This is a genomic window from Nonomuraea sp. NPDC049750 (genome assembly GCF_040659625.1).
In the GTDB taxonomy this organism is placed as follows: Bacteria; Actinomycetota; Actinomycetes; order Streptosporangiales; family Streptosporangiaceae; genus Nonomuraea.
Genome location: NZ_JBFANB010000009.1, coordinates 224,312 through 247,046 on the forward strand (window position 1 = coordinate 224,312; position 22,735 = coordinate 247,046).

Sequence of the window (22,735 nt, forward strand, 5' to 3'; positions counted from 1 at the left end):
TCGTGGAATGCGCGTTGTGCTGGTGACCTACGGGTCGCGCGGGGACGTCGGGCCGATGACGGGCCTGGCGGTGCGGCTGAAGGCGCTGGGCGCCGAGGTGCGGGTGTGCGCGCCGCCGGACTTCGCACAACTGCTGGACGGCATCGACGTGCCGCTGACTGCTCTCGGCTGGCCGATCCGCGCGCTGGCGACGGGGGCGGTCCCCGGCAAGACGAGCCTGTCCGACATCGCCGCCGAGCTGACCGCCATGGCCTACGAGGCCGTCACCGGGCCGGCCGAGGGCTGCGCCGCGGTGGTGGCCACCGGCTCGTTCCCGGCCGTGGCCGGTGCGCGGGCGGCGGCCGAGAAGCTGGGCGTGCCCTATGTGTTCACGTCATTCTCTCCGAGCTACCTGCCGTCGCCGCACCGTCCGCCTCGCCCCTGGCCGGGGCAGGAGGTCCCCGCGGGGGTGACCGACAACCGGGCGCTGTGGGATCTCGACGCCGAGCACAAGAACGCGCTCTTCGGCGAGATGATCAACACCCACCGGGCCTCGATCGGCCTGCCGCCGGTGGACGGCGTCCGCGACTATGCCTTCACCGACCGCCCGTTCCTGGCGGCCGACCCGGTTCTGGGCCCGTGGCAGGAGACGCCGGACCTTGACGTGGTCCAGACCGGTGCGTGGATCCGCCCGGACGAGCGCCCGCTGCCGGCCGATCTGGAGGCGTTCCTGGCCGCCGGCGCGGAGCCGGTGTACGTGGGCTTCGGCAGCATGCCCATGCGGGGCGCGAGCGCGCGGGAAATCTCCCAGGCCGTCATCGAGGCGGTACGGGCGCAGGGCCGCCGGGTCCTGCTCGGGAGTGGCTGGGCCGATCTGGCCCTGGTCGACGACCGGGACGACTGCTTCGTGGTCGGCGAGGCCAACCATCAGGAGCTGTTCGGCCGGGTGGCCGCGGTCGTGCACCACGGCGGCGCGGGCACCACGGCGACGGCGGCCCGTGCCGGGGCGCCGCAGGTGATCGTGCCTCAGGTCGCCGACCAGCCGTACTGGGCGGGCCGGGTGACCGAGCTGGGCATCGGTACGGGACACGACGGTCCGACGCCGACCGCCGAGTCGCTGTCGGCCGCGCTCAAGATCGCTCTGGCTCCCGAGACCGGTGCCCGCGCGGCCGTCGTGGCGCAGACGGTCCGCACCGACGGGGCGGAGGTGGCCGCCAACCTCGTGCTCGACATGATCGGCCGGATGGGGTCCGCGGGCTGATCCGAAGGCCCGCACGGACAGGCGCTTCGCGCAGGTCCGCGGTGGCGCGCGTCAAGAAGAGGTGGTCGGCGCGTGGACGCTCCGGGCGGTCTGGTTCCGCAGCCACTCCTCCATGACCTGCCGGAAGGCTCCGCTCAGGAGGAAAAGAAGTTCGGCGGATGACTCGAAGCGGGCGCCCGCCGGGGTGGTGGCCCCGAGAATCTCGGCTCCGCGCTGCGATGCGACGGCCAGGGCCTCGTTCATCCGCAGAGCCGCGCGGAGCGTCCCGAGCCAGATCTGATCGTCGATGACATAGCGTTCGCGGCGCGCGCCGGGGGCCCGTTCGCGGCTGAGCATGCCCTGCTGTTCGAGGAAGGCGATGGCGTGTGAGATCGACGCGGGGCTTACGCGGAGCCGCTGGACCAGGTCGGCGGCGGTGAGAGCGCCGGAGTCGGTGATGTACAGGCAGGCCAGCACCCTGGCCTCCATCCGGGGCAGGCCCTGCTGAACGAGGAGAGCGGTGAAGGACTCCGTGAAGTCCCGCACCGCTTGGGGGTCACGCCCGTGGCCGCTGTCGGGGATCGGCGGCGCCGGAGGCTGAGCCTGCTTGTGCCGGCGCGCACGATGCCGGGTGGCCTCGTGCGCCTGCTCCGCCCCGTAGTCGTCGGGTCCGCCGTTGCGGGTGACCTCCCGCATGATGGTCGAGGCGGGCCGCCCTAGACGCCGGCCGATCTCCGCGTATCCGAGCCCCTCGGCCAGCGCCGCCGCGATGCGCTGACGGTCCTCATTGGTGAGTCTGCCTCCGGGCATCGGTGCTCGTCTCCTGTCTCTCGACATGCGCGGGCCGCACACCCACCGCAACAGTATGTATTCGCTCGCTTCCCATTGCAATGCAAGTCTGATCACCCTTTGCATTCAGTCTCACAGTCATTGCAAAGAAGGCCATGTTTACTAGATAGAGCAGGTGAAACGGGCTCTCATTGCTTGTTGACTGATTTATAAACGCAATGTAGTGTCGCAGGCGTTCAGGGTTTTCCGAACGGCACCGGTGGCGCCGCTGAGGGTGACCCATGACCGAGCCCCAGGCAGGGCTCGCAGAGATCGAACACTGTGCGCGAGGAGATTCATGATGGGAAACGGCAACGGCGGCTTCTCCGAAGCGGGGCTGCGCCGACTGCGTGACGTGCTGGGACGGCATGTCGAGTCCGGGAAGATTCCCGGGCTGGTCGCCCTGGTCGGCCGGGGCGAGGAGACGCACGTCGAGGCGATCGGGACGATGCGCCATGACGGTGGCGCGCCGATGCGCCGGGACACGATCTTCCGGATGGCCTCGACGTCCAAGCCGGTCGCGATGGCGGCGGCGATGGTGCTGCTGGATGAGTGCCGGCTGCGACTGGATGACCTGGTGGAGCCGTGGCTGCCCGAGCTCGCCGATCGGCAGGTGCTCAAGCGGATCGACGGCCCGCTGGACGACACGGTGCCCGCGCGGCGGCCGATCACCGTACGGGATCTGCTGACCTCCACGTTCGGGCTCGGCATGGACATGACGGCGCTGGGCACGCCGATCATGGGCGCGATCTTCGAGCGGGGGCTCACGCCTGATCTGCCGGAGCCGATGCCCGGGCCGGATGAGTGGATGCGCCGTCTGGGCGAGCTGCCGCTGATGCACCAGCCTGGAGAGCGCTGGCAGTATCAGATCAGCCACGACGTGCTCAGCGTGCTGGTCGCCAGGGTCACCGGCCAGTCGTTCGAGGAGTTCCTGCGCGAGCGTATCTTCGAGCCGCTGGGCATGAAGGACACCGGCTTCCACGTGCCCGCTGACCAGATCGATCGGCTGCCGGACCTGTACGCCCCCGACCCGCGGAGCGGGGAGTTCCACGTGTGGGACGCGGCCGACGGGGGACGCTGGAGCAAGCCTCCGGCCTTCCAGGGCAGCGGCGGTGGGCTGGTCTCCACCGCCGACGACTACCACGCCTACTTCCGGATGCTGCTGAACGGCGGCACGCACGGCGGCGAACGGATCCTGTCACGGCCCGCCGTCGAGCTGATGACCACCAACCGCCTCACCCCCGAGCAGCAGGCCGCCCGGCACGCCATGGCCGTCAACAACGTCCATGTGTCCTTCGGCCAAGGCCAGCACGGCGGCTGGGGCTTCGGGATGGCGGTGCGCACCTACCGCGGCGACTACGCGCCCATCGGCCAGTTCGGCTGGGACGGCGGAAGCGGCACCTCGACCTACGCCGACCCCGCCAACCAGCTCACCGGCATCATGCTCACCCAGGTCGGGATGTCCGTCCCCAATTCGGCGCGGCTGATCCACGACTTCTGGACCACCCTCTACCAGGCGCTCGACGACTGACCCGCCTGCCTGGTCGAGCGTCCGTGGCCGGGACGGGGCGAGAGAAGTGTTCTCCACTGAAGATGGCTCGCATCGCAAACAATCGTCGGATGTGAAGCCCGATGCGAGCCTGATGTCCTCCCATCGCCGCCACGCCTGCTCCGAGTGGGCGGGTGGAGGCCCACTCGCCGCGAACACGCGAGCCTCCCTCGGCCCAGGAAGCGTCATGCCCCACGTCCGCAGGTTCCGCCTTGCCCTGATCTCGACGATCGTCGCCTTGGCCGTACTGACAGCCGGATGTTCCAGGCAGAGCGACACCGGCGCATCGCCCGGTGCCTCCGGAGACGCGGGCCGCAAGCTGTCCGTCGTCGTGGTCTCCGGCCCGCTGAGCGATCCGTTCTTCGGCGCCATGAAGAGCGGGTCGGACGCGGCCGGCAAGGAGCTGAACGTCTCCACCGAGTACATCAGCCCCACATCGACGGACGTGTCAGGTCCCACTCTCGCCAAGCTCATGTAGGCCGCTGACAGTCCACGGGGCGACAACCGTAACGGGGTGCTGGGGTCAAGCACCCGTAAAGCTCTTCTTCCCTGAGGTGCAACAAGACGGTGGCCGCCCTTGTTTTCCGAGCTGGGGGGGAATGTCCAGGATCGTGAGGGGCGGCCTCACCTCGCGATTGGAGCACCGACATGCCCCTGGTAGGCATCGACATGGTCCGCGGACGCCGCCCCGACCAGGTCAAGGCCGTCGTCGACGCCGTCCATCACGCGCTGGTGGAGGTCTTGGGGATCCCGGTAGGAGTACGTCGACGGGGAATCGCCGATCCCCGGCTGGCGGCCATCGCCGAAGGAGGCTCCTGATGTCCGATCATCTCGATGCTCCGGGGATGAAGCCGCCGCATGGCGATGCCCGGATCGACATCACCGACATCTTCGCCTTCCGGCAGCCCGGTGACCAGGACCGCTCGGTCCTGATCATGTGCGTCAACCCGCTGGCACCGACCATGGGGGAGCGGTTCCACCCGCGGGCCGTGTACAACCTGAACCTGGACACCAACGGCGACGCCGTGGCCGACCTGACCTTCGCGGTCACCTTCTCCGGCGAGGCGGAACAGACGGCGAGGGTGAAGCTGGACGGCGAGGTGCTCTTCGCCGGTGCCCCGGTGTGTTTCGGGCCGCGGGCGCAGACTTCCACCGAGGGGGAGTACCGCTTCTTCGCCGGGCTCCGCAGCGATCCGTTCTTCTTCGACCTGGAGGGCTTCAAGGCGGGCATGGCCTTCACCGGGGCCGACTTCTTCGCCGACAAGAACGTCTTCGCCATCGTGCTGGAGGTGCCCAACAGCCTGTTCCTGGAGCAACCGGTCGGCTACTGGACGACGGTGCTGCTGGAGGGCACGCAGGTCGAGCGGATGGGCCGGCCGCTGATGAACATCGTCTTCACCAAGGACAAGGACAAGAACGCCTACAACGCCGGCGCGCCCGCCGACGACCGGCGCGACCACACCGGCAAGATCGTCGGGGCCCTGCTGGGCGCGGGCGGCGGCTACACCGAGCACGAGGCCACCGAGGTGGCCGGGCAGTTGCTGCCCGACCTGCTCACCTACGATTGCACCGATCCGGCCGGCTACCCGAACGGCCGCCAGCTCGCCGACGACATCATCGACGCGCAGCTGGCCATCCTGACCAAGGGGAACGCGCCCTCCCAGGGGATCAAGCCGCACAGCGACACGCTCACGGTCTTCCCCTACCTGGGCGCTCCGAACTGAATTTCCCAGTCACTGGTCCCACCTCCTAACCTCGGAGCCGAGGACGGCGAAGGGCCGGATCCGGCACCGGCAGGAGAGCAGGCCACCATGAACAGCGCACTGACCGCCATCGGCCTGTCCGTTCCAGTGCTGGCCGCACCCATGGCCGGCGGCGCCACCACGCCCCGGCTGGTCACCGCCGCCGCCGAAGCCGGCGGCCTCGGGTTGCTGGCCGGCGGCTACAAGCGCCCGGAAGCGCTCGCGGAGCAGATCGCCGAGGTACGAGCGGCCGCCGTTCCGTTCGGCGTCAACCTGTTCGCCCCCAACCCGATCCCAGCCGCCCCCGCTGCCTACCGCCGCTACGCCCGCACCATCCAGCCCGAAGCCGACCAGTACGGACTCGACCTCGCCACCGTCGCTCTCACCGAAGACGACGACCATTGGCGCGACAAGATCGACCTCCTCCTTGCCAACCCCGTCCCGCTGGCCGGCTTCACCTTCGGCATCCCGGATCCGGCGGTCATCAAGGCGCTGCGCGCCGCTGGCACGCTTATCGCACAGACGGTCACCTCTGCCGAGGAAGCGCTCCGCGCCGCCAACGCGGGCGCCGACCTCCTGGCCGTACAGGCGGGCGCGGCCGGTGGCCACTCGGGCACCCTCACCCCCGACCGCCTTCCCGCGGCGACACCGATCACCCAGCTGCTGCGCGAAGTGGCCCAGGTGACCGATCTCCCGCTCATCGCCGCAGGAGGTCTGGCCACCGGCGATGCCGTCGCCGAGGTCCTGCGGGCCGGCGCTGTTGCCGCCATGGTGGGCACCGTCCTGATCCGCGCCGACGAAAGCGGCGCCTCGAAAACGCACCAGGACGCTCTCGCCGACCCGGCCCGAGACCGGACGATCGTCACCCGCGCGTTCACCGGCCGCCCCGCACGCGCGCTGCGCAACGCCTTCACTGACAGCTACGACCACCTCGCCCCGGCCGGCTACCCCGCGCTGCACCACCTGACCAGCCCGCTGCGCCGAGCCGCGGCCGCCGCCGGTGACGCCGAACGCCTCCACCTGTGGGCCGGCACCGGTTACCGGCACGCGTCCGCCGAGCCCGCGGCGCGCATCCTGGCCCGCCTCGCGGCGAACCTGTAGCACGCCGTTAGTTCTCTCCGGGAGACGGCTCCCATCGCCAACAATCGTTGGACCCGAAGATAACGGCGCGCTTAACGTCCCCTCTACCGCTGGTCAGCCGGCCAGGAGGCCCAGCCGAAGGGGACATCAGCTTGTTGCCGAACAACCGCCGCACCGAATCTCCCGAGGTCGAGCAGACCTCACCCCGCGATCTCCGCCGCATCATCGTCGCCGGGCTCGTCCTGGCCGCGCTGACCTTCCTGCCGCTGTACGCGTGGATGAAAGCGGCCGCAGGTAATCACCAGTACGCGCAGATCGTCATCGCCGTGCTGCTGCAGATCGTGTTCTCGGCGATGATCTACGGGCCGACGGCCGCTTACCTGACCGAGCTGTTCCCTCGTCCACCGGCGCCGAGCTCGCCGGTATCGCTCACCCGATTGACGTGGCGGCACTGTCGGCGCTGGTCAGTGTGACGCTGTCGCGCAACGGCCGGAGGAACCGCGCGGTCAGCGGCGTCTGGGGCCGCTTCGACCCGGCTCCATCCCTGGAGACGCCGGCCGGCACGTGATCAACGGTCAAGCCGGCGACGGCGAGACGGATTCGCGACTGCGGACCGGCATCGGGACCCGGTGCACCTCGCCGGCCCGGTCGGTGTCCGCATGCTCGCGGTCGGCCTCGGTGAACCGGTCGATTTCCGTGAACAGCACGTCGACGGCCTTGCGGCCCAGTTCGTAGTGGGGCAGCGCCACGGTGGTCAGTTGGGGCCGCATCCACGAGGCGAGGGGGTGGTCGTCGAAGGAGACGATGGAGACGTCCCCCGGCACCTTGAGCCCGAAGTCGTCGAGTGCCTGGTAGGCGCCCATGGCGATGCGGTCGTTGAAGCAGATCAGCGCACGCGGCCTGGCGGTGCGCAGGAGGTCGCGCGTCGCGGCGAGGCCGTACTCCGGCTGCCAGTCGGGACAGGTGCGGGCGCCCGCCACTTTGACCCCCGCCGCGCCGAGCGCTTCGCGGATACCGACGAGCCGCTCCACCGCCGCGAGGCTCTGCGCGGGCACGTCGCGCAGGCGCGGGCCCGCGCCGATCAGGTAGATGTCGTCGCGATGGCCGGCGTCGAGCAGGACACGGGCCGCGCGGCGGCCGGCCTCGGCCTCGTCGGGGATGACGGCGGGCAGGGGAGTGGGCTGCTTGGGCAGCGCGTTGAGCAGCACTGCGGGCGCGGCCGTGATGCCCTTGGGCACCTTGATGGTCCTGGTGAACATCGAGGCCAGGATGAGCCCGTCGACCTGGCGGTCGTGCATGGCCTGCAGCAGGAGGCGTTCAAGTTCGGCGTCGCCTTCGGTCTCACCGATGAACAGCATGAAACCGCGCTCACGGGCCGCCTCCAGCGCGCCCTTGATCATGTCGCCGGCCAGCCGCGAGGTGGCGACGGTGTCGGAGACGAAGCCGATCGTCCGGCTGGTGCCCGTACGCAGGCCCACGGAGACGATGTTGGGCCGGTACTGCAACTCCTCGGCCGCCCGCAGGACCCGCTGCTCGACGTCCTGAGAGATACGCAGCTCACGGCCGCGGCCGGACAGCACCAGCGAGGCGGTCGGGCGGGAGACACCGGCCGCCTTGGCCACATCGGCCAGCGTGACCCGTCGTGGGCTCACCCAGGACCTCCGATCGTCAAGAGAGTGGTACGGGGGGTTGACATCGTATGACGCGCGCCGTGAGACTATCGGGCGCTAACCCGATTTAGCAACGGAAAGCGGGACATCAGCCCGGTGCCGATCGTCCCAAGCAGCAGAGGAGATGCACATGGCACGCCGAGTTCGCCCCGGCAGGTCCGGGGCCGCGCTTGTGATCGCCATGGGGACGCTGGCCGCCGCCTGCGCGGCTCCCGGCAGCGACAGCCCGCGACCCCAGGCCACCAGCGCCTCGCCGGTGTCCGCGGCGCCCACCTGCGGCACCGCGCCGATCACCATGAACGGCTACTTCGAGACCGGCTTCCCCCTCCCCAAGGCGCTGACCACCGAGTTCACCAAGCAGCACCCGAACGTCACGTGGAACATCCGCGAGGACCAGTTCGCCGTCATCACCCAGAACGCCCCGCGCGTGCTGGCCGACAACCCGCCCGACCTGATGCGCCTGCCCCAGGTCTCCGAGCTGGTGAAGGACAATCTGCTGAAGAACCTGGACGGCTACGCGACGGCGTTCGGCTGGGACAAATGGCCGGCCTCGCAGCTCCAGCAGCTGCGCCTGGGCCCGGGCGGCCGGCCGCGCGGCGAGGGCTCGCTGTACGCCCTGGGCCTCAACTTCAGCATGACCGGCGTCTTCTACAACAAGAAGCTCGCCGCGCAGGCCGGGATGTCCGCGCCGCCCGCCACGCTGGCGGAGCTCGACGCGGTGCTGGCCAAGGCCAAGAGCGCGGGTATCACGCCCATCGTGCAGTTCAACGGCGGCGCCACCGGCGGCCTGGCCTTCCCGCTGCAGAACCTCATGGCCTCCTACGGACCGCCCCAGCCGATCAACGACTGGATCTTCCAGAAGCCCGGCGCCACCATCGACACCCCGTCGAACCTGCAAGCCGCCCAGCACCTGGAGCGGTGGATCAAGGCCGGCTACTTCCAGAAGGACGTCAACGCGGTCGACTACGCGACGATGATGAGCCGCTTCATCGGCGGCAAGGGCCTGTTCATGTTCAACGGCGACTGGGAGTCGGGCAACCTCGACAAGCAGATGGCGGGCAATGTCGGCTTCTCCCTGATGCCGCCGGTCCAGCAGGGCGGCAAGCGGGCCGCCATGTCGGCGCCTCTGACCTTCGGAATCGCCGCGAACGCCAAGAACGCCGACTGCGCCGCCTTCTTCCTCAACTGGGTGGCCACCGACAAGCGGGCCCGCGAGATCGGCGTGGAGGTCGGCGGATCGCGTCCGATGGGACCGGCCGACGCGTACATGCCCGCCGTCGAATCCGGCACGGTCACCGCCGGCACGCTGGCCGCGGGGGCGGACATCGCCAAGGACAACGGCGCGATGGACTTCATCGCCAACGCCACCGGCGCCATCTACGCCAAGAGCTGGACCCCCCAGCTGCAGAAACTCGTCGCGGGACAGCAGACGCCGCAGGAACTGCTGAAGAGCGTCCAGGCCGACTACGCCGGCCAGCTCGAAGGGAACTGAGGCAGGTGGGACTCTCGCACCGGCGGCCGGCCGTGGCCAAGCTGCGCGGCGCGCGCGGCTTGGCCGGCTGGCTGTTCGTCGCCCCGGCGCTCGCCTTCTACGCGGTGTTCGTCCTGCGCCCGATCGCCCTGACCGTTCAGTACTCGCTCTACGACTGGGACGGCATCGGCCCGTCCACCTGGGTGGGCCCGGCCAACTACGGCAAGGTCTTCACCGACCCGGACCTGTTCGACTCGCTGGTCAACGCCGTCAAGCTGATCGTGTTCTTCAGCGCGATCCCGGTCGTGCTGGGCCTGGCCATCGCCGCGACGATCCGGCGGATCTCCGCCAGCAGACTCGCCCTGATCGCGCGGACCGTGCTGTTCCTGCCGCAGGTCATCCCGCTGGTGGCGGCCGGCATCGCGTGGAGCTGGCTGCTGGCCTCCACCGGCGTGATCAACCAGTTGCTCTCGCTCGTCGGCCTCGGGGGAGTGACCCGGGCCTGGCTGGGCGACTTCGCCACCGCCCTGCCCGCGGTCGGCATGATCGGCGCGTGGGTGCTGCTCGGCCTGTGCACGCTGCTGCTCCTGGCCGGCATGAGCAAGATCGACCCGGCGCTGTACGAGGCCGCCCGGCTGGACGGCGCGGGGGCGTGGCGGGAGTTCGTCTCCATCACGGTGCCGAGCCTGCGCCAGGAGATCGCGGTCTGCGTCACGGTGACGGTGATCGCGGCCCTGGCGAGCTTCGACATCATCTACATCTCCACCCAGGGCGGTCCCGGCAACACGACCATGGTGCCCGGCCTGCAGATCTTCTACCTGGCCTTCTCCGAACGCGAGGTGGGCATGGCCTCGGCCCTGGCCGTGGTGCTCATGGTCCTGGTGATCGCCTGCGCCCTGCCCATCCAGTGGTTCGCGAAGGACGGCAACCGATGATCACCGCCTCGCGGGAAGCCTGGACCGGCAGGCTGCTGCTCGTCCTCATGATGGCGGTCACGCTCCTGCCGTTCCTCAGCCTGTTCGTCACCGCCCTGCACCCCTCGGGCACCTACCCGGCGGGGCTGGCCTGGCCGGACCACCCGCAGTGGGGCAACTTCCCGCGCGCCTTCGAGGCCGCGAAGATGGGGGAGCTGCTGAAGTCGAGCGCCCTCATCGTGCTCGGCGTGGTCCCGATCTCGATCCTGCTGGGTACGATGGCCGGCTTCGCCATCGGTCACCTGCGCGTGATCGGCGGCCGGGTGATCTTCCTGCTGTTCGTGCTCGGCCTGACCCTCCCCTTCGAGGGCATCATCACGCCGCTGTATTACCAGATCCGCGACATGGGGCTGCTCAACACCCGCTGGGCGATCATCCTGCCGCTCATCGGCCTGTTCATGCCGTTCAGCGTCTTCTGGATGCGCGCCCACTTCGTCAACATGCCCGGGGAGCTGTCGGAGAGCGCGCGGATGGACGGCGCCAACGTGTGGCAGCTGTTCCGGCGCATCCACGTCCCCCTGGCGATGCCGGCGATCTCGTCCTTGGGCATCCTGCTGTTCCTGTGGACCTGGAACCAGTTCCTGCTGGCCATCGTCCTGGTCGACGATCCCACCAAACGCACGATGTCCGGCGCCCTGGGCGCCTTCCAGGGACAGTGGGGCACCGATATCCCGCTGCTGTGCGCCGGGTCGCTGCTGATCCTGACGCCCACGCTGGTGATCTTCCTCATCTTCCAGCGTCACTTCGTCAAGGCCCTGCTCCAGGGCTCCTTGAAGGGATGACCATGCTCCATCCGGCACGCTGGACCCGCCGGCACCTCGACCTGCTCGCCGAGGCCGCCACGACCTCGGCGCCCGTCATCGCCCCCGCCTCCGTGCCACCGATCCTGCCGGGCCACGACCTGTGGGACCTGTGGCCGATCCAGGACGAGGACGGCTCGACGAGCGTGCTCGGCGGCCGGGAGCTGTGGATGGCCCTGTCGGCCCCCGCCGCCGGCCACCCCGAAGAGCGCCATGACCAGGCCCGGATCCGCCTGCTCGCCCGACGCGGCGACGAGTGGGAGGACCTGGGGAACGCCTTCGCCGACGGCGCCGCGCCCGGCAGCCGTGAATGGTCCGGGTCAGCGGTCCGGTGGCCTGATGGGACCGTGTCGGTGTACTACACGGCCGCCGGACGGCGCGGCGAAGCACGACCGACGTACCGGCAGAGCGTCATCGAGGCCCGCGCCGCCCTGATCGCCGACGACGGCCGGATCTCGTTGAGACCGGACGCCGAGCACAGGGAGGTGCTGCGCTCCGACGGCCGGATGTACCTGCCGACAGAGGAGGGCGACGGAGCCCCGGGCCTGCCGGTGGGGGAGGGTGACGGAGCCCCAGGCCTGCCGGTGGGGGAGGGTGACGGAGCGCCGGGCCGTATCAGGGCCTTCCGCGATCCCGGCTGGTTCCGCGACCCGGCCGACGGGCGCGACCATCTCCTCGTCGCCGCGTCCACCGCGTGGCAGGACGGCTTCACCGGCGCGATCGCCCTGGCCGAGCGACAAGCGGGCACCTGGTCCCTCCTGCCGCCACTGCTCGTCGCCGAAGGTATCAACCACGAGCTCGAACGACCGCACGTCATCGTCCGTGACGGCCGGTACTACCTCTTCTTCTCCACCCAACGCCACACCTTTCACCCGGCCGGCCGCGCGCCCACCGGGCTCTACGGCTTCGCCGCACCGAGCCTGACCGGGCCGTACGAGCCGCTCAACGGGTCCGGGCTCGTGATCCAGAACCCCGCCCGCGAACCCGACCAGGCATACGCCTGGCTGGTGCTGCCCGACCTCCGTGTGGTCAGCTTCGCCAACTACCGCTCCTGCCAGGGCGCGGATCCGCGATCCGCGCCGGCCGCGCGGGCACGGGCCGGCTTCGGCGGCACCATCGCCCCGATGCTCAAGCTCAGCCTGGACGCGATGACCACCTCTGTCATCCCGTGTGGATGAAGTCGCGGACGAGCTTCACCAGCTCCGTCGGCCGCTCGGCCATCACGATGTGTCCGCTGTCGACTTCCTCGTACGAGGCACCCGGGATGGCGGCGGCCAGCTCGCGGGAGTACTCCGCGGAGATCAGCGTGTCGCGGGCGCACCCGATCACCAGCGTCGGCGCCTGAATCCGCGGCAGCAGGTCGCGGACGTCCAGCCGAGAGGCGAGATCGATCTGCCGGAGCCGGCCCGCATGGGGCCGGAAGGCCGTGGCGAGCTCCGCCACGGCCGCCGGGCCGATGGAAGCCAGATGCTCACGGCTGAAGGCGATCAGCATCGTGTACCGCGCGAAGGTGTCGCCATCACCGGCGAGATCGCGCCAGACGGTGAACGCGTTGCGGAGGTACGCATCGCCCCGCCCGGCCCAGCCCGTGACCGACACGACGCTGCGCACCAGATCCGGCCGTACGGCGGCCAACGCGGCGACCACCGAAGCCCCCATGGAGTGCCCGACCACGTCGGCGGGCCCCTCCCCGAGGTCGGAGATCACGGCGGCGACTTGTTCGACGAGCAGCTCGACCGTGAGCTCGCTCCCGTCGTCGCGCGCCGCGTCGCTTCCCGAAAGATCCGGCAGTACCACCGTGCTGGTGCCCGTGAACGCCCCGGCCACGCCGTCCCATGCCTTCGAGCCCGGACTGCCCCCATGCACCAGGACGAGCGGGCGGCCCTCGCCCATCACCCGGTACGGCACGTGCGCGGCGCCCACTGTGATCTCTCTCATGTCGATCTCTCTCATGTCTGTCTCCCCTTCTCATCGCTGGACACCAGGGACGATGCCACGGGCGTGCGGTGATGAGGAGGGGAGCCGATTGCCTAGGATCGGCCCTCCTAGCGTGCGCGGCCCGCGCAGCTCGTCGGGCGGCGAGGATGGATGACATGAAGATGGACCGCGTCAAGCTGGCGGACTTCCTCCGCCGTTCCCGCGAACGGCTCCGGCCGCAGGAGGTCGGCCTGGCCGCCGGACCGCGGCGCCGCACGCCCGGCCTGCGCCGCGAAGAGCTGGCCCAGCTGGCCGGGGTGTCGGCCGACTACGTGATGCGGCTCGAACAGGCGCGCAGCTCCCAGCCGTCGGTCCAGCTACTGAGCGCGCTCGCCCGGGCATTGCGGTTGACCGAGGATGAACGAGATCACCTTTACCTGCTGGCGGGCCACCGGCCGCCCGAAGGGGCGCGCGCCGGAAATCACGTACGTCCCGGCCTGCTCTACCTTCTCGACCGGCTGGGCGACACGCCCGCCCAGCTCCTGACCGACCTCGGAGATCTGCTCGCGCAGAACACCCTGGCCGAGACGCTGTTCGGGTGCGTGTGCAGGATCGAGGAACGGGACCGGAACATCGTGTGGCGCTGGTTCACCGACCCGTTCGTGCGCCAGGCGTACCCCGCCGAGGAACACGACCGCCACAGCCGCCTGCGCGTCGCCGACCTGCGCGCCGCCGCGACACGCCGTGACTACGATCGGCCCTCGAGCGCGCTGATCGACCGGCTCGGGGCGGCCAGCGAGGAGTTCGCCGACCTCTGGCAGCGGCACGAGGTCGCCGTGCGCCGCGAGAGCCGGTTGCGCGTCGTGCATCCGTCCGTCGGGCTCATCGAATTCGACTTCGAGATGCTGCAGACGCAGGCCGCCGACCAGCGCCTGCGCCTGTTCACGCCGCCGCCCGGATCCAAGAGCATCGAGGCACTCGAGCTCCTGCGCGTCATCGGCCCGGAGACCGCCCACCGCAGTCACCGATGATTTTTCCCGCGGTGCACGGCTATCGCCGCCCCGAGGGCGAGGGCGGCGTACCCGCAGGTCACGGCCAACCCTGCCCAGGGCGGGAGCGGGTAGTAGCTCCCGAACAGTGACGGGCCGACGTCCACATGCGCGAACGTGGGGACGCTCTGCGTGATCGCGAACCCGGCGGCAGGGGTGATCACCAGCAGCCATGGCGCCAGACCCGCGGTCGCCAGCAGGTACGGCACGACGACCAGCGCGATGGCCAGCCCGATGGCGACGATGGCCCGCTTGACCAGCGCGGCCAGGCCCAGAGCCAGTACGGCGGCGGCCGCGGTCAGCGCCGCGAAGCCGACGATCACCCGCAGCTCGGTACCCAGGGTCAGCGGCTGAATCGGGTTCTGATGGGCACGCAACAGCGCCAGACCCCCGGGCACCACGATCCCCGAGGTCATCAGCCCCGCCGCGAACGCGACCGCGCCGACCACCGTGGCCTTGGCCGCCAGCAGCCGCACCGGACGCGGTCCGACCAGCGGCCCGACCAGCGGCCCGACCAGCGGTCCGACCGGCGGCGCGAGCGGCTGTGCGTGCTGCGGGTCGGTCCTGATCAGCCCGCGCCGGAGGTCTGCCGTGTAGAACGTGACCGCCACCCCGAGCACCAGAATCAGCCCGATGACCCCGCCGAGCAGCGTGAAGTCGGCGCGCAGACCGCCCTCCACCGTGGCGGGCCCGATGTCGCCACCCCCGGTCACGATGAGCTTGTCACCGGACTCGACGACCCCGCCCGGGTGATGCGGGGTCTTGCCGTCGGACTCCAGGGCGACGCCGACATCGTCGCGGCGCCACGAACCGTTCGCACCCTGCAGTTTGATCTGGTCGAAGGTGGCGGTGGCCTGGGCGAAGGCCTCCGCCATGTCCCACAAGGCACCTGGTGAGGCGGCGAACAGCCCGATCTCGACCGTCTCCGGCAGCCCGGTCAGCTTGACCGTGCTGACCTGGGTCCACGTCTTGCCGTCGTCCGACTCAAAGCCGGTGACGGTATCGCCAGACCTGGTCAGCCGTAGCCACTGCGGGCCGTTGTGCGGTCCGCCGGCCACGTCGTGGGTGTAGTTGTACTGCATCCGCACGCCGTGATCTCCGGTGAGCATGACGGCGGCGTACGGTGTGCCCTGCTTGAGGCTCTGCCGCACGAGGAGCCCGGCCTTCGCCCACGGCACCACCCCCTCCTTGATGTTGCGCACCCCGGGTACGGCGTCCGGCAGCCGCATCTGCCCGGTCATGTCCGCCACGCGGGCGGTGATGCCGCCGTTCCCCTTGAGCGGCTGGTGCACGAAGTAGTACTTGTCCTGCACAGCCGTGCCATCGGGTCCCAGCAAGGGCGCGGGGCAGGGGCCTTCGCCCTTCCCGGTCACGCAGCTGCTGCGGACGCCTCCGGCGATCAGCAGCCCGAGCGACACGGTGACCAGCATGGAGGCCGCCATGGCGAGCACCCAGCCTCGCCCGGTGCGGAACCTGGTCCACTCCGCGTGCAAGCCGGATCGGAACGGCGTAGATGGATTCATGCCGAAGGTTGTACGCGGCACCCGGTTCCAGCCGGGTCGCAGCGGCTGCGACCTGGCTGCGACCGGGGATCTGGGATCGTTGAGGCATGGCACCTCAACCAGGCGGTGGGGGTCGGTGAGGGTCCTGGTCGTCGAGGACTTCGAGATCCTCGCCCGCTCCATCGGAACCGGGCTGCGCCGCGAGGGCATGGCCGTCGACGTCGTCCTGGACGGCACCGCCGCCCTCGACCGCCTGGCCGTCACCCGCTACGACGTGGTGATCCTCGACCGCGACCTGCCCGGCGTCCACGGGGACGAGATCTGCCGGCGACTGGCCCACGGCCGCTGTGAGACCCGCGTGCTGATGCTCACCGCCTCCGGCACGATCGAGGACCGCGTCGACGGGCTCAGCCTCGGCGCCGACGACTACCTGCCCAAGCCGTTCGCGTTCGCCGAACTGGTCGCCCGCGTCCGTGCCCTGGGCCGCCGTGCCACCCCGCCGCTGCCGCCCACCCTGGCCTGCGGGGACATCACCCTCGATCCGGCCCGCCGTATCGCCTTCCGGGCCGGCCGGCGCCTTGAGCTGAGCCCCAGGGAGTTCGGCCTGCTGGAATGCCTGCTCGCCATGCCAGGGCTGGTCATCTCCGCCGAGGAACTGCTGGAGCGCGTCTGGGACGAGGCCGCCGACCCCTTCAGCAGCGCCGTCAAGCACACCATGCACCGGTTGCGGGTCAAGCTCGGCGACCCGCCGGTGATCGAGACCGTCCGCGAAGGCGGCTACCGCATCGGACCGTCATGACCTCCCCGCACGCTCAACCGCATCGGACCGTCATGACCTCCCCACACGCTCAACCCCATCGGACCTTCATGACCTCCCAGACGCCCACCAGAAGGTCGCTGCAGACGCGGCTCGCGCTGGCCTACGCGGCGGGCATCTACGCGGCCGGGACCTTCGTGCTCATACTCGTGGACATCCCGCTGGTCAGCATCCAGCAGACCACCCCCAAAGGCCCATCCGGCCCGATCACTGAAACCGGGGCCGGGATCAGCCTGCCCCAACTTCTCACCGGATCCGCCGTCGCCCTGGTCATACTGATTCCCGTCGCCCTGGCTCTCGGCTGGTACGTCGCCGGCCGGTTCCTGCGCCCGCTGCGCGCCATCACCACCACCGCCAAGATCATCTCCGCCGGGGACCTTCACCGGCGCCTGGACCTCGGCCAGCCCGCGGACGAGCTGACCGAACTCGGCCACACCCTCGACGACCTGTTCGCCCGCCTGCAAGCCTCCTTCGACGCCCAGCGCCACTTCGTCGCCAACGCCTCCCACGAGCTGCGCACCCCGCTCGCCGGCCTGCGTACCCTGCTCGAAGTCGCCCTCGCCGACCCTGACGCCGACGCCGAGACCCTGCGCTCGGTCTGCCAGGAGGCCCTCACCCTGGGCGAACACCAGGAGCGGCTGGTCCAGGCGCTGCTCGCCCTGGCCACCAGCGAGCGCGGCGTCACCCGCTGGGACGCCCTCGACCTCACCCAGATCGTCGCGGGAGTGCTCGCCTCCCGCCGCGACCAAGCCGCGCAGACCGGCATCGACCTGGCCGAACACCTCATGCCCGCGGTGACGGCCGGGGACCCGAAACTGATCGAAAGCCTCGTCGCCAACCTCATCGACAACGCCATCCGCCACAACCGCCCGGACGGCCAGGTCAAGATCACCACCCAGACCATCGGCACCCAGGTGGCCCTCACGGTCACCAACAGCGGGCCGGTCATCCCCGGCGACCAGATCCAGCGGCTCTTCCAGCCCTTCCAGAGACTGGCGCCCGATCGTCACGGCCGCCGCGACGGCTACGGCCTCGGCCTGGCCATCGTCAACGCCGTCACCCAAGCCCACCACGCCACCCTCACCACCAGCGCCCGCCCCGAAGGCGGCCTGTCCATCACCGTGCGGTTCGCCCACGGAGCTCATCCGAACCATCCCCGCTGACCGGGCACGCGCGGGGGCAAGGTTCTACCGCGGCTTGAGGCTTTCGCGCCCCTATCTGTGACTTGGATCGTTTGAGGTCGTGCTTCTTGGATCGGTATTTGTCGTTGGGGTCGCCGTAGTGACCGGGGGGCTCCTCCCGAACAAGTCCTGAACCCCAAAGACATCCCTGCATGACGTCGTGGAACCGGCCGCAGACAAGAAGTGTCGCTGAGGTAGGTCGGTCTGGCCTGACCTCAGCGGGTGCGGCGGAGTGCAGCGGGGTCGTGCTCGGCGGTGATGCGGGCGGAGGTCTCCTCGCCGAGGCGTACGTAGTGGCCAAGGCTGGCAAGGTTTTGGTGGCGAGATTTGGCCTGCAGTTCAGGGGCGGTGCGGCCGGCGGCGGCCAGGTGGGTCAGCGCGCTGTGGCGCAGCTGGTGCAGGGTCCAGCCTTCACCGTGCGGGTCCAGTTCGGCGGAGGCGGTCTTGAACAGGTACTCGGCGCGGGGATAGGACAGCCGGCCCCGTCTGGTGAGCGGGCAGATGTCGGCGGCCGCGGGTGCGCGGCGGCCGGAGGTGGGGGCGCGTCGGTCGGCCAGGAAGAGCGGGCCCGCGATGCGGCCTTGAAGCAGACGGGGCAGCAGGCGGGCGGTGCCGGTGGCCCAGTGCACGTACTCGATCGCCCCGCCCTTGGAGACGACGCGGGCGCGGCGGAACTCGGGGTCGAGATCCTCGACGTTCAGGGACAGGATTTCCTCGGCCCGGGCGGCCGTCTCATACAGCAGCCGCCACAGGACTCGCTCCCGCACAGCGTGGCGGTCGTCGGTGAACAGGGCCTCCAGGCGGGCCTGCGGGATGGTGCGGTCGCCGCGGCGGGTGGTCTTGCGGCGTTGCAGCCGACGGGCGGGGTTGGTGGCCAGCAGGTCCTGGCGCTGGGCCCAGGTGGTGAAGGAGACCAGGGCGGACAGGTGCCGGTTCCAGGTGGCCGCGGCCGCGGTGTCCCAGCCGGTCATGACGGCGGCGTAGTGCTCGGGCTGCAGCGCGGCGACGGGGGGGTTTGGGCCGGTGACGGCGGTCAGCTGAGCGAGGGTGCGGGCGTAGCTGGTGCGGGTGGTGGCCGCGCCGAGCGAGTCGAGGAAGTGCGCGACCGCGTCGGCGACGGTGGCGCCGGAGTGCCCGTTACTGGCCGGGCTGGGCGCGCCGGGAAACGCGACGACCGGCATGGATGGACCTCCCGCGAAGACGATGTGACAGATAACGCTACCGAGTCGGCCCGGACGAGCGGGTGCCGAGCTGGCCGGACGGCACCGGCTCGCCCGAAGAGTGACAGATATTGTCAATTCTCTGTCGCTGGTGATGGACTCCTCACCGTCACGCTACGTCGCTCCAAGTATTCGTCAAGTTACGTTCTGTGGGCAGCGGGGTGTTGATCTGTTAACGCCTCGGGTCGCCTTGCGGGGTCACCAGTCCGAACTGGCGCTCCTGTGGGCGCACAGGCGGGAGCTCCGGTTCCCGCCTGGAGCGAGCGGACGGCCGCCGCATGGCTGAGGCCGGTCGGTGTCCGTGGTGGGCCTCGGGAGAGCCCGGGGCGGAGCGAAGGCGAGGTGGCGGAGTGCATCTGACTCCGCATGAGCAGGAACGTCTGATGATCCATGTGGCCGCGGACGTGGCCCACAAGCGGAAAAAGCGGGGGCGAAAGCTCAACTACCCGGAGACGGTCGCGATCTTGACCGCGTATGTGCTGGAAGGGGCCCGGGACGGCAGATCCGTCGAGAACCTCATGGAGCTGAAGCATCAGCCGGACGACCTGCCGCTGCCCACGTACGAAGAGGTCATGCCCGGCGTGGCGGAGATGATCGGCGATCTTCAGATCGAGGCCACCTTCCCCGACGGCACCAAGATGGTCACCCTTCGCAACCCCATCCAGAAGCTGGGCATCCTCCCTATTCCGGAGGGGAGCAAGGAGGCGGCACCGGTTCACCCCGGGAAGATCGACCATCCGCGCGACGCCGGCCCGGTGGCCTTCAACGCCGGTCGCGAGGTCACGATCGTGACGGTCACCAATACCGATGACCGTCCCATCCAGGTGGGCTCGCACTTCCACTTCTACGAGGTCAATTCCCGCCTCACCATCGAGCCCAGCCGCGAGGCCGCCTACGGCAAGCGGCTGAACATCCCCGCGGGCAGCTCGGTGCGTTTCGAACCCCCTAACCCGCTGGAGGTGGAGCTGGTGCCCATCGAGGGCAAGCGCATCGTCGAGGGCCTGAACGGCAAGGTCGGAGGCAAGCTCCGTGACTGACTCACCAACACTTGAGCCGCCCGCACCTGAGCCGCCGGCGCCGCTGCCTGAGCCGCGGACAGAGGGAAGGCATCAGCCGTTGAGCCGGGTCGACTACGCCGACCGGTTCGGGCCCACCGTGGGGGATCGCATCCGGCTGGCCGACACCAATCTGCGGATCGAGATCACCGAGGACTGGTGCGGCGGTCCCGGCCGCAGCGGCAACGAGGTCATCTTCGGCGGCGGCAAGGTCGTGCGGGAGTCGATGGGCCAGTCGTGCGCGCCGCGCGACTCCGAGCGGTTCGGCGCCCCACAGCCGCCCGACACGGTCATCACCGGCGCGGTCATCCTGGATCACTGGGGGATCGTCAAGGCCGACGTCGCCATTCGCGACGGCCGGATCGTCGCGCTCGGCAAGGCCTACAACGACGAGACCATGGACCGGCTGCACGACGGGCATGCCACGGCGACGGACTTCGTGATCGGCCCCGAGACGGAGGTCATCTCGGGTAACGGCAAGATCCTCACCGCGGGCGGTGTCGACACCCACGTGCACTTCATCTGCCCCGAGCAGATCAATGAGGCGCTGGCATCCGGGGTGACCACGCTGATCGGTGGCGGTACCGGCCCCGCCGACGGCAGCACCGCCACGACCGTCACACCCGGCTCCTGGCACGTCGCCCGGCTGTTCGAGGCGCTGGACAGCTTCCCGGTCAACATCGGGCTGCTCGGCAAGGGCAACACCATGTCCACCGAGTCGCTGTACAACCAGGTGGAAGCGGGCGTGCTCGGCCTGAAGATCCACGAGGACTGGGGTGCCACCCCGGCCGTGCTGCGCCGCTGCCTGCAGGTGTGCCAGGCGACCGGCGTGCAGCTCGCCCTGCACGCCGACTCGTTGAACGAGGCCGGCAACGTCGAGGACACCATCGCGGCCATCGGCGACCATCCGATCCATGTCTTCCACGTCGAGGGTGCCGGCGGTGGCCACGCCCCCGACATGCTGACCATGGTGGGCCTGCCGAATGTGTTGCCCGCCTCCACCAACCCGACCCGGCCCTTCACCGTCAACACGGTCAAGGAGCACGTCGACATGGTGATGATCGCCCATCACCTGAATCCGCTGGTGGCTGAGGACCTGGCGTTTGCCGAGTCGCGGATCCGGCCTTCCACGATGGCCGCCGAGGACATCCTGCACGATCTCGGCGCGATCTCGATCATGTCGTCGGATGCTCAGGCGATGGGCCGCATCGGCGAGATGGTCATGCGGACGTGGCAGACCGCGCACGTGATGAAGGAGCGGCGCGGCGTACTGGACGGCGACAAGGCGGGCCAGGACGGGCACGACAACCGTCGCGCCCGCCGCTACGTCGCGAAATACACCATCAACCCGGCCCTCGCGCACGGCATCGACGACGAGGTCGGCTCGGTCGAGGTGGGCCGGCTCGCCGACCTGGTGCTGTGGGAGCCGAAGTTCTTCGGGGTCAAGCCGCACCGGGTGATCAAGGGCGGGCAGATCGCCTACGCGCAGGTCGGCGACGCCAACGGTTCCATCAGCACCCCGCAGCCGATCCTGCCGCGCCCGATGTGGGGAGCGACCGGCCGGGCCCCGGCCGCCAACTCCGTCAACTTCGTCACCGCGGCCGCCATCAAGGCCGGGCTGCGCGACCGGGTCACCGTGCGCAAGACGTTCACGCCCATTCGCGACACCCGCAAGGTCTTCAAGGCCGACATGCGGGAGAACGACGCCATCCCCGACATCCGCGTCGATCCCAACACCTTCGAGGTGGTGATCGGCTTGGAGGACGAGAACGTGAACAGGACGGAGATCGCCACGACCGAGGAGATCGAGGAGATCGCCGACCGCGACGAAGGAGCCAGTGAGCTGCCGATGGCGCAGCTGTACTTCCTCTTCTGACCGCCACCTGGTGATCGCCCACTTGATCGCGCCCGTGAACGACTGCCCCGCGCATGACCCGCGCACGAGAGGTGAGCCGCGTCCGATGAACCGTGCCGCGCTACTCGTCTTGGCCGACGGCCGCTTTCCCGCCGGCGGGCACGCCCACTCCGGCGGGGCTGAGGCGGCCGTCACCGCGCGACGCGTGCGCGACGTGGCGAGCCTGCAGGAGTTCTGCCGCGGCCGGCTGCACACCAGCGGCCTGGTCGCGGCGGGCCTGGCCGCCGCGGCCGCCGCCGGCTGCGACCCGCTCCTGCTGGATGAGGCCGCCGACGCCCGCACCCCCTCACCCGCCCTGCGCCAGGCCGCGTGCAGGCTCGGCCGGCAACTGCTGCGCGCCGCCCGCGCCGCCTGGCCCTCGCCCGAGCTCGACGCCCTGGCCACGGCCCGGCCCCGCGGCGCGCACCAGCCCATCGTCCTCGGCCTGGCCGCCCGCTCGGCCAACCTGACGCCGCTGGACGCCGCCTACGCGGCTGCATACGAGAGCGTCAGCGGCCCGGCCACCGCCACCGTACGCCTGCTCAGCCTGGACCCCTTCGACGCCACCGCCGTCCTGGCCCGCCTGGCCGCCGACATCGACCACCTCGCGCAGCAGGCCACCGAAGCCGCGCAACGCGTCCAGGCCGACGGCGTGCAGGCGTTGCCCGCCGCCTCGGCACCACTGCTCGACATCACCGCTGAACAGCACGCCGCCCGCCCGATGCGCCTGTTCGCCTCCTGACCACCTCGCCTCCCCGACCGTTCGC

The 22,735-nt window shown here is 70.2% G+C and carries 22 protein-coding genes; 17 read left to right on the forward strand and 5 right to left on the reverse strand.

The window, feature by feature from the left end; translation table 11 throughout:
• Window positions 1-7: 7 nt before the first annotated feature.
• Entirely contained in the window at window positions 8-1,240 is a 1,233-nt protein-coding gene (locus tag AB0J16_RS24900; protein WP_358543577.1) for a glycosyltransferase, read from the forward strand.
• A 51-nt stretch (window positions 1,241-1,291) separates the two neighbouring features.
• Here the strand turns inward: AB0J16_RS24900 and AB0J16_RS24905 are convergent, their stop codons facing one another.
• Window positions 1,292-2,029: a helix-turn-helix domain-containing protein gene (locus AB0J16_RS24905; RefSeq protein WP_358543580.1), complete on the reverse strand. Its 738-nt coding sequence runs from the start codon at window positions 2,027-2,029 to the stop codon at window positions 1,292-1,294.
• A 319-nt stretch (window positions 2,030-2,348) separates the two neighbouring features.
• Between AB0J16_RS24905 and AB0J16_RS24910 the strand changes: the two genes are divergently transcribed.
• The 6 genes from AB0J16_RS24910 to AB0J16_RS24935 all read left to right on the forward strand — a co-directional run bounded on the left by AB0J16_RS24910 (window position 2,349) and on the right by AB0J16_RS24935 (window position 6,891).
• On the forward strand, window positions 2,349-3,578 hold the full coding sequence (locus AB0J16_RS24910) for a serine hydrolase domain-containing protein (RefSeq protein WP_358543935.1): 1,230 nt from the start codon (window positions 2,349-2,351) through the stop codon (window positions 3,576-3,578).
• Between the two features lie 205 nt (window positions 3,579-3,783).
• On the forward strand, window positions 3,784-4,074 hold the full coding sequence (locus AB0J16_RS24915; RefSeq protein WP_358543582.1) for a hypothetical protein: 291 nt from the start codon (window positions 3,784-3,786) through the stop codon (window positions 4,072-4,074).
• Between the two features lie 170 nt (window positions 4,075-4,244).
• On the forward strand, window positions 4,245-4,415 hold the full coding sequence (locus AB0J16_RS24920) for a tautomerase family protein (RefSeq protein WP_358543585.1): 171 nt from the start codon (window positions 4,245-4,247) through the stop codon (window positions 4,413-4,415).
• Complete coding sequence (locus tag AB0J16_RS24925) at window positions 4,415-5,320, forward strand: DUF4331 family protein (protein ID WP_358543588.1); 906 nt, start codon at window positions 4,415-4,417, stop codon at window positions 5,318-5,320. The genes AB0J16_RS24920 and AB0J16_RS24925 overlap by 1 nt, the downstream gene beginning before the upstream one ends.
• Before the next feature lie 87 nt (window positions 5,321-5,407).
• Complete coding sequence (locus AB0J16_RS24930; protein WP_358543591.1) at window positions 5,408-6,439, forward strand: nitronate monooxygenase; 1,032 nt, start codon at window positions 5,408-5,410, stop codon at window positions 6,437-6,439.
• Between the two features lie 131 nt (window positions 6,440-6,570).
• Window positions 6,571-6,891, forward strand: a complete 321-nt coding sequence (locus tag AB0J16_RS24935; protein ID WP_358543594.1) for a hypothetical protein — start codon at window positions 6,571-6,573, stop codon at window positions 6,889-6,891.
• 102 nt (window positions 6,892-6,993) lie between these two features.
• Here the strand turns inward: AB0J16_RS24935 and AB0J16_RS24940 are convergent, their stop codons facing one another.
• Window positions 6,994-8,070 carry a LacI family DNA-binding transcriptional regulator gene (locus AB0J16_RS24940; protein WP_358543597.1) on the reverse strand — a complete coding sequence of 359 codons (1,077 nt, stop codon included), beginning with the start codon at window positions 8,068-8,070 and terminating at the stop codon, window positions 6,994-6,996.
• A 148-nt stretch (window positions 8,071-8,218) separates the two neighbouring features.
• Between AB0J16_RS24940 and AB0J16_RS24945 the strand changes: the two genes are divergently transcribed.
• Genes AB0J16_RS24945 through AB0J16_RS24960 form a run of 4 tightly spaced genes read left to right on the forward strand, consistent with a single transcriptional unit; the run spans window position 8,219 to window position 12,511 of the window.
• The gene (locus AB0J16_RS24945; protein WP_358543599.1) at window positions 8,219-9,580 is read left to right on the forward strand and encodes an extracellular solute-binding protein; all 1,362 of its coding nucleotides are present in this window, start codon (window positions 8,219-8,221) and stop codon (window positions 9,578-9,580) included.
• A gap of 5 nt (window positions 9,581-9,585) precedes the next feature.
• Entirely contained in the window at window positions 9,586-10,494 is a 909-nt protein-coding gene (locus tag AB0J16_RS24950; RefSeq protein ID WP_358543601.1) for a sugar ABC transporter permease, read from the forward strand.
• Window positions 10,491-11,315: a carbohydrate ABC transporter permease gene (locus AB0J16_RS24955; RefSeq protein WP_358445907.1), complete on the forward strand. Its 825-nt coding sequence runs from the start codon at window positions 10,491-10,493 to the stop codon at window positions 11,313-11,315. The genes AB0J16_RS24950 and AB0J16_RS24955 overlap by 4 nt, the downstream gene beginning before the upstream one ends.
• 2 nt (window positions 11,316-11,317) lie before the next feature.
• A complete protein-coding gene (locus tag AB0J16_RS24960) occupies window positions 11,318-12,511 on the forward strand; it encodes a glycoside hydrolase family 68 protein (RefSeq protein WP_358543604.1) in 1,194 nt (397 codons plus the stop codon).
• On the opposite strand, the gene AB0J16_RS24965 is transcribed toward AB0J16_RS24960, so the two are convergent.
• Window positions 12,495-13,286, reverse strand: coding sequence for an alpha/beta hydrolase (locus AB0J16_RS24965; RefSeq protein WP_358543607.1), 792 nt, complete (start codon window positions 13,284-13,286; stop codon window positions 12,495-12,497). The genes AB0J16_RS24960 and AB0J16_RS24965 overlap by 17 nt on opposite strands.
• Window positions 13,287-13,426: 140 nt before the next feature.
• Between AB0J16_RS24965 and AB0J16_RS24970 the strand changes: the two genes are divergently transcribed.
• A complete protein-coding gene (locus AB0J16_RS24970; RefSeq protein WP_358543611.1) occupies window positions 13,427-14,281 on the forward strand; it encodes a helix-turn-helix transcriptional regulator in 855 nt (284 codons plus the stop codon).
• Here AB0J16_RS24970 and AB0J16_RS24975 read toward each other — a convergent pair.
• Window positions 14,272-15,822 carry a hypothetical protein gene (locus AB0J16_RS24975; protein ID WP_358543614.1) on the reverse strand — a complete coding sequence of 517 codons (1,551 nt, stop codon included), beginning with the start codon at window positions 15,820-15,822 and terminating at the stop codon, window positions 14,272-14,274. The genes AB0J16_RS24970 and AB0J16_RS24975 overlap by 10 nt on opposite strands.
• A gap of 115 nt (window positions 15,823-15,937) precedes the next feature.
• Here AB0J16_RS24975 and AB0J16_RS24980 point away from each other — a divergent pair, with 115 nt between their 5' ends.
• Together AB0J16_RS24980 and AB0J16_RS24985 are read left to right on the forward strand one after the other, a co-directional pair.
• Window positions 15,938-16,600 carry a response regulator transcription factor gene (locus tag AB0J16_RS24980; RefSeq protein WP_358543617.1) on the forward strand — a complete coding sequence of 221 codons (663 nt, stop codon included), beginning with the start codon at window positions 15,938-15,940 and terminating at the stop codon, window positions 16,598-16,600.
• Window positions 16,601-16,668: 68 nt separating this feature from the next.
• A complete protein-coding gene (locus AB0J16_RS24985) occupies window positions 16,669-17,781 on the forward strand; it encodes a HAMP domain-containing sensor histidine kinase (RefSeq protein WP_358543620.1) in 1,113 nt (370 codons plus the stop codon).
• A gap of 233 nt (window positions 17,782-18,014) precedes the next feature.
• On the opposite strand, the gene AB0J16_RS24990 is transcribed toward AB0J16_RS24985, so the two are convergent.
• Window positions 18,015-18,980, reverse strand: a complete 966-nt coding sequence (locus AB0J16_RS24990) for a site-specific integrase (protein WP_358543624.1) — start codon at window positions 18,978-18,980, stop codon at window positions 18,015-18,017.
• Window positions 18,981-19,297: 317 nt separating this feature from the next.
• Between AB0J16_RS24990 and AB0J16_RS24995 the strand changes: the two genes are divergently transcribed.
• The 3 genes from AB0J16_RS24995 to AB0J16_RS25005 all read left to right on the forward strand — a co-directional run bounded on the left by AB0J16_RS24995 (window position 19,298) and on the right by AB0J16_RS25005 (window position 22,710).
• Window positions 19,298-20,056, forward strand: coding sequence for an urease subunit gamma (locus tag AB0J16_RS24995; RefSeq protein WP_358543627.1), 759 nt, complete (start codon window positions 19,298-19,300; stop codon window positions 20,054-20,056).
• A gap of 79 nt (window positions 20,057-20,135) precedes the next feature.
• On the forward strand, window positions 20,136-21,950 hold the full coding sequence (locus AB0J16_RS25000; protein WP_358543630.1) for an urease subunit alpha: 1,815 nt from the start codon (window positions 20,136-20,138) through the stop codon (window positions 21,948-21,950).
• Window positions 21,951-22,035: 85 nt separating this feature from the next.
• Window positions 22,036-22,710: an urease accessory UreF family protein gene (locus tag AB0J16_RS25005; protein WP_358543633.1), complete on the forward strand. Its 675-nt coding sequence runs from the start codon at window positions 22,036-22,038 to the stop codon at window positions 22,708-22,710.
• The last annotated feature ends 25 nt before the right edge of the window (window positions 22,711-22,735 follow it).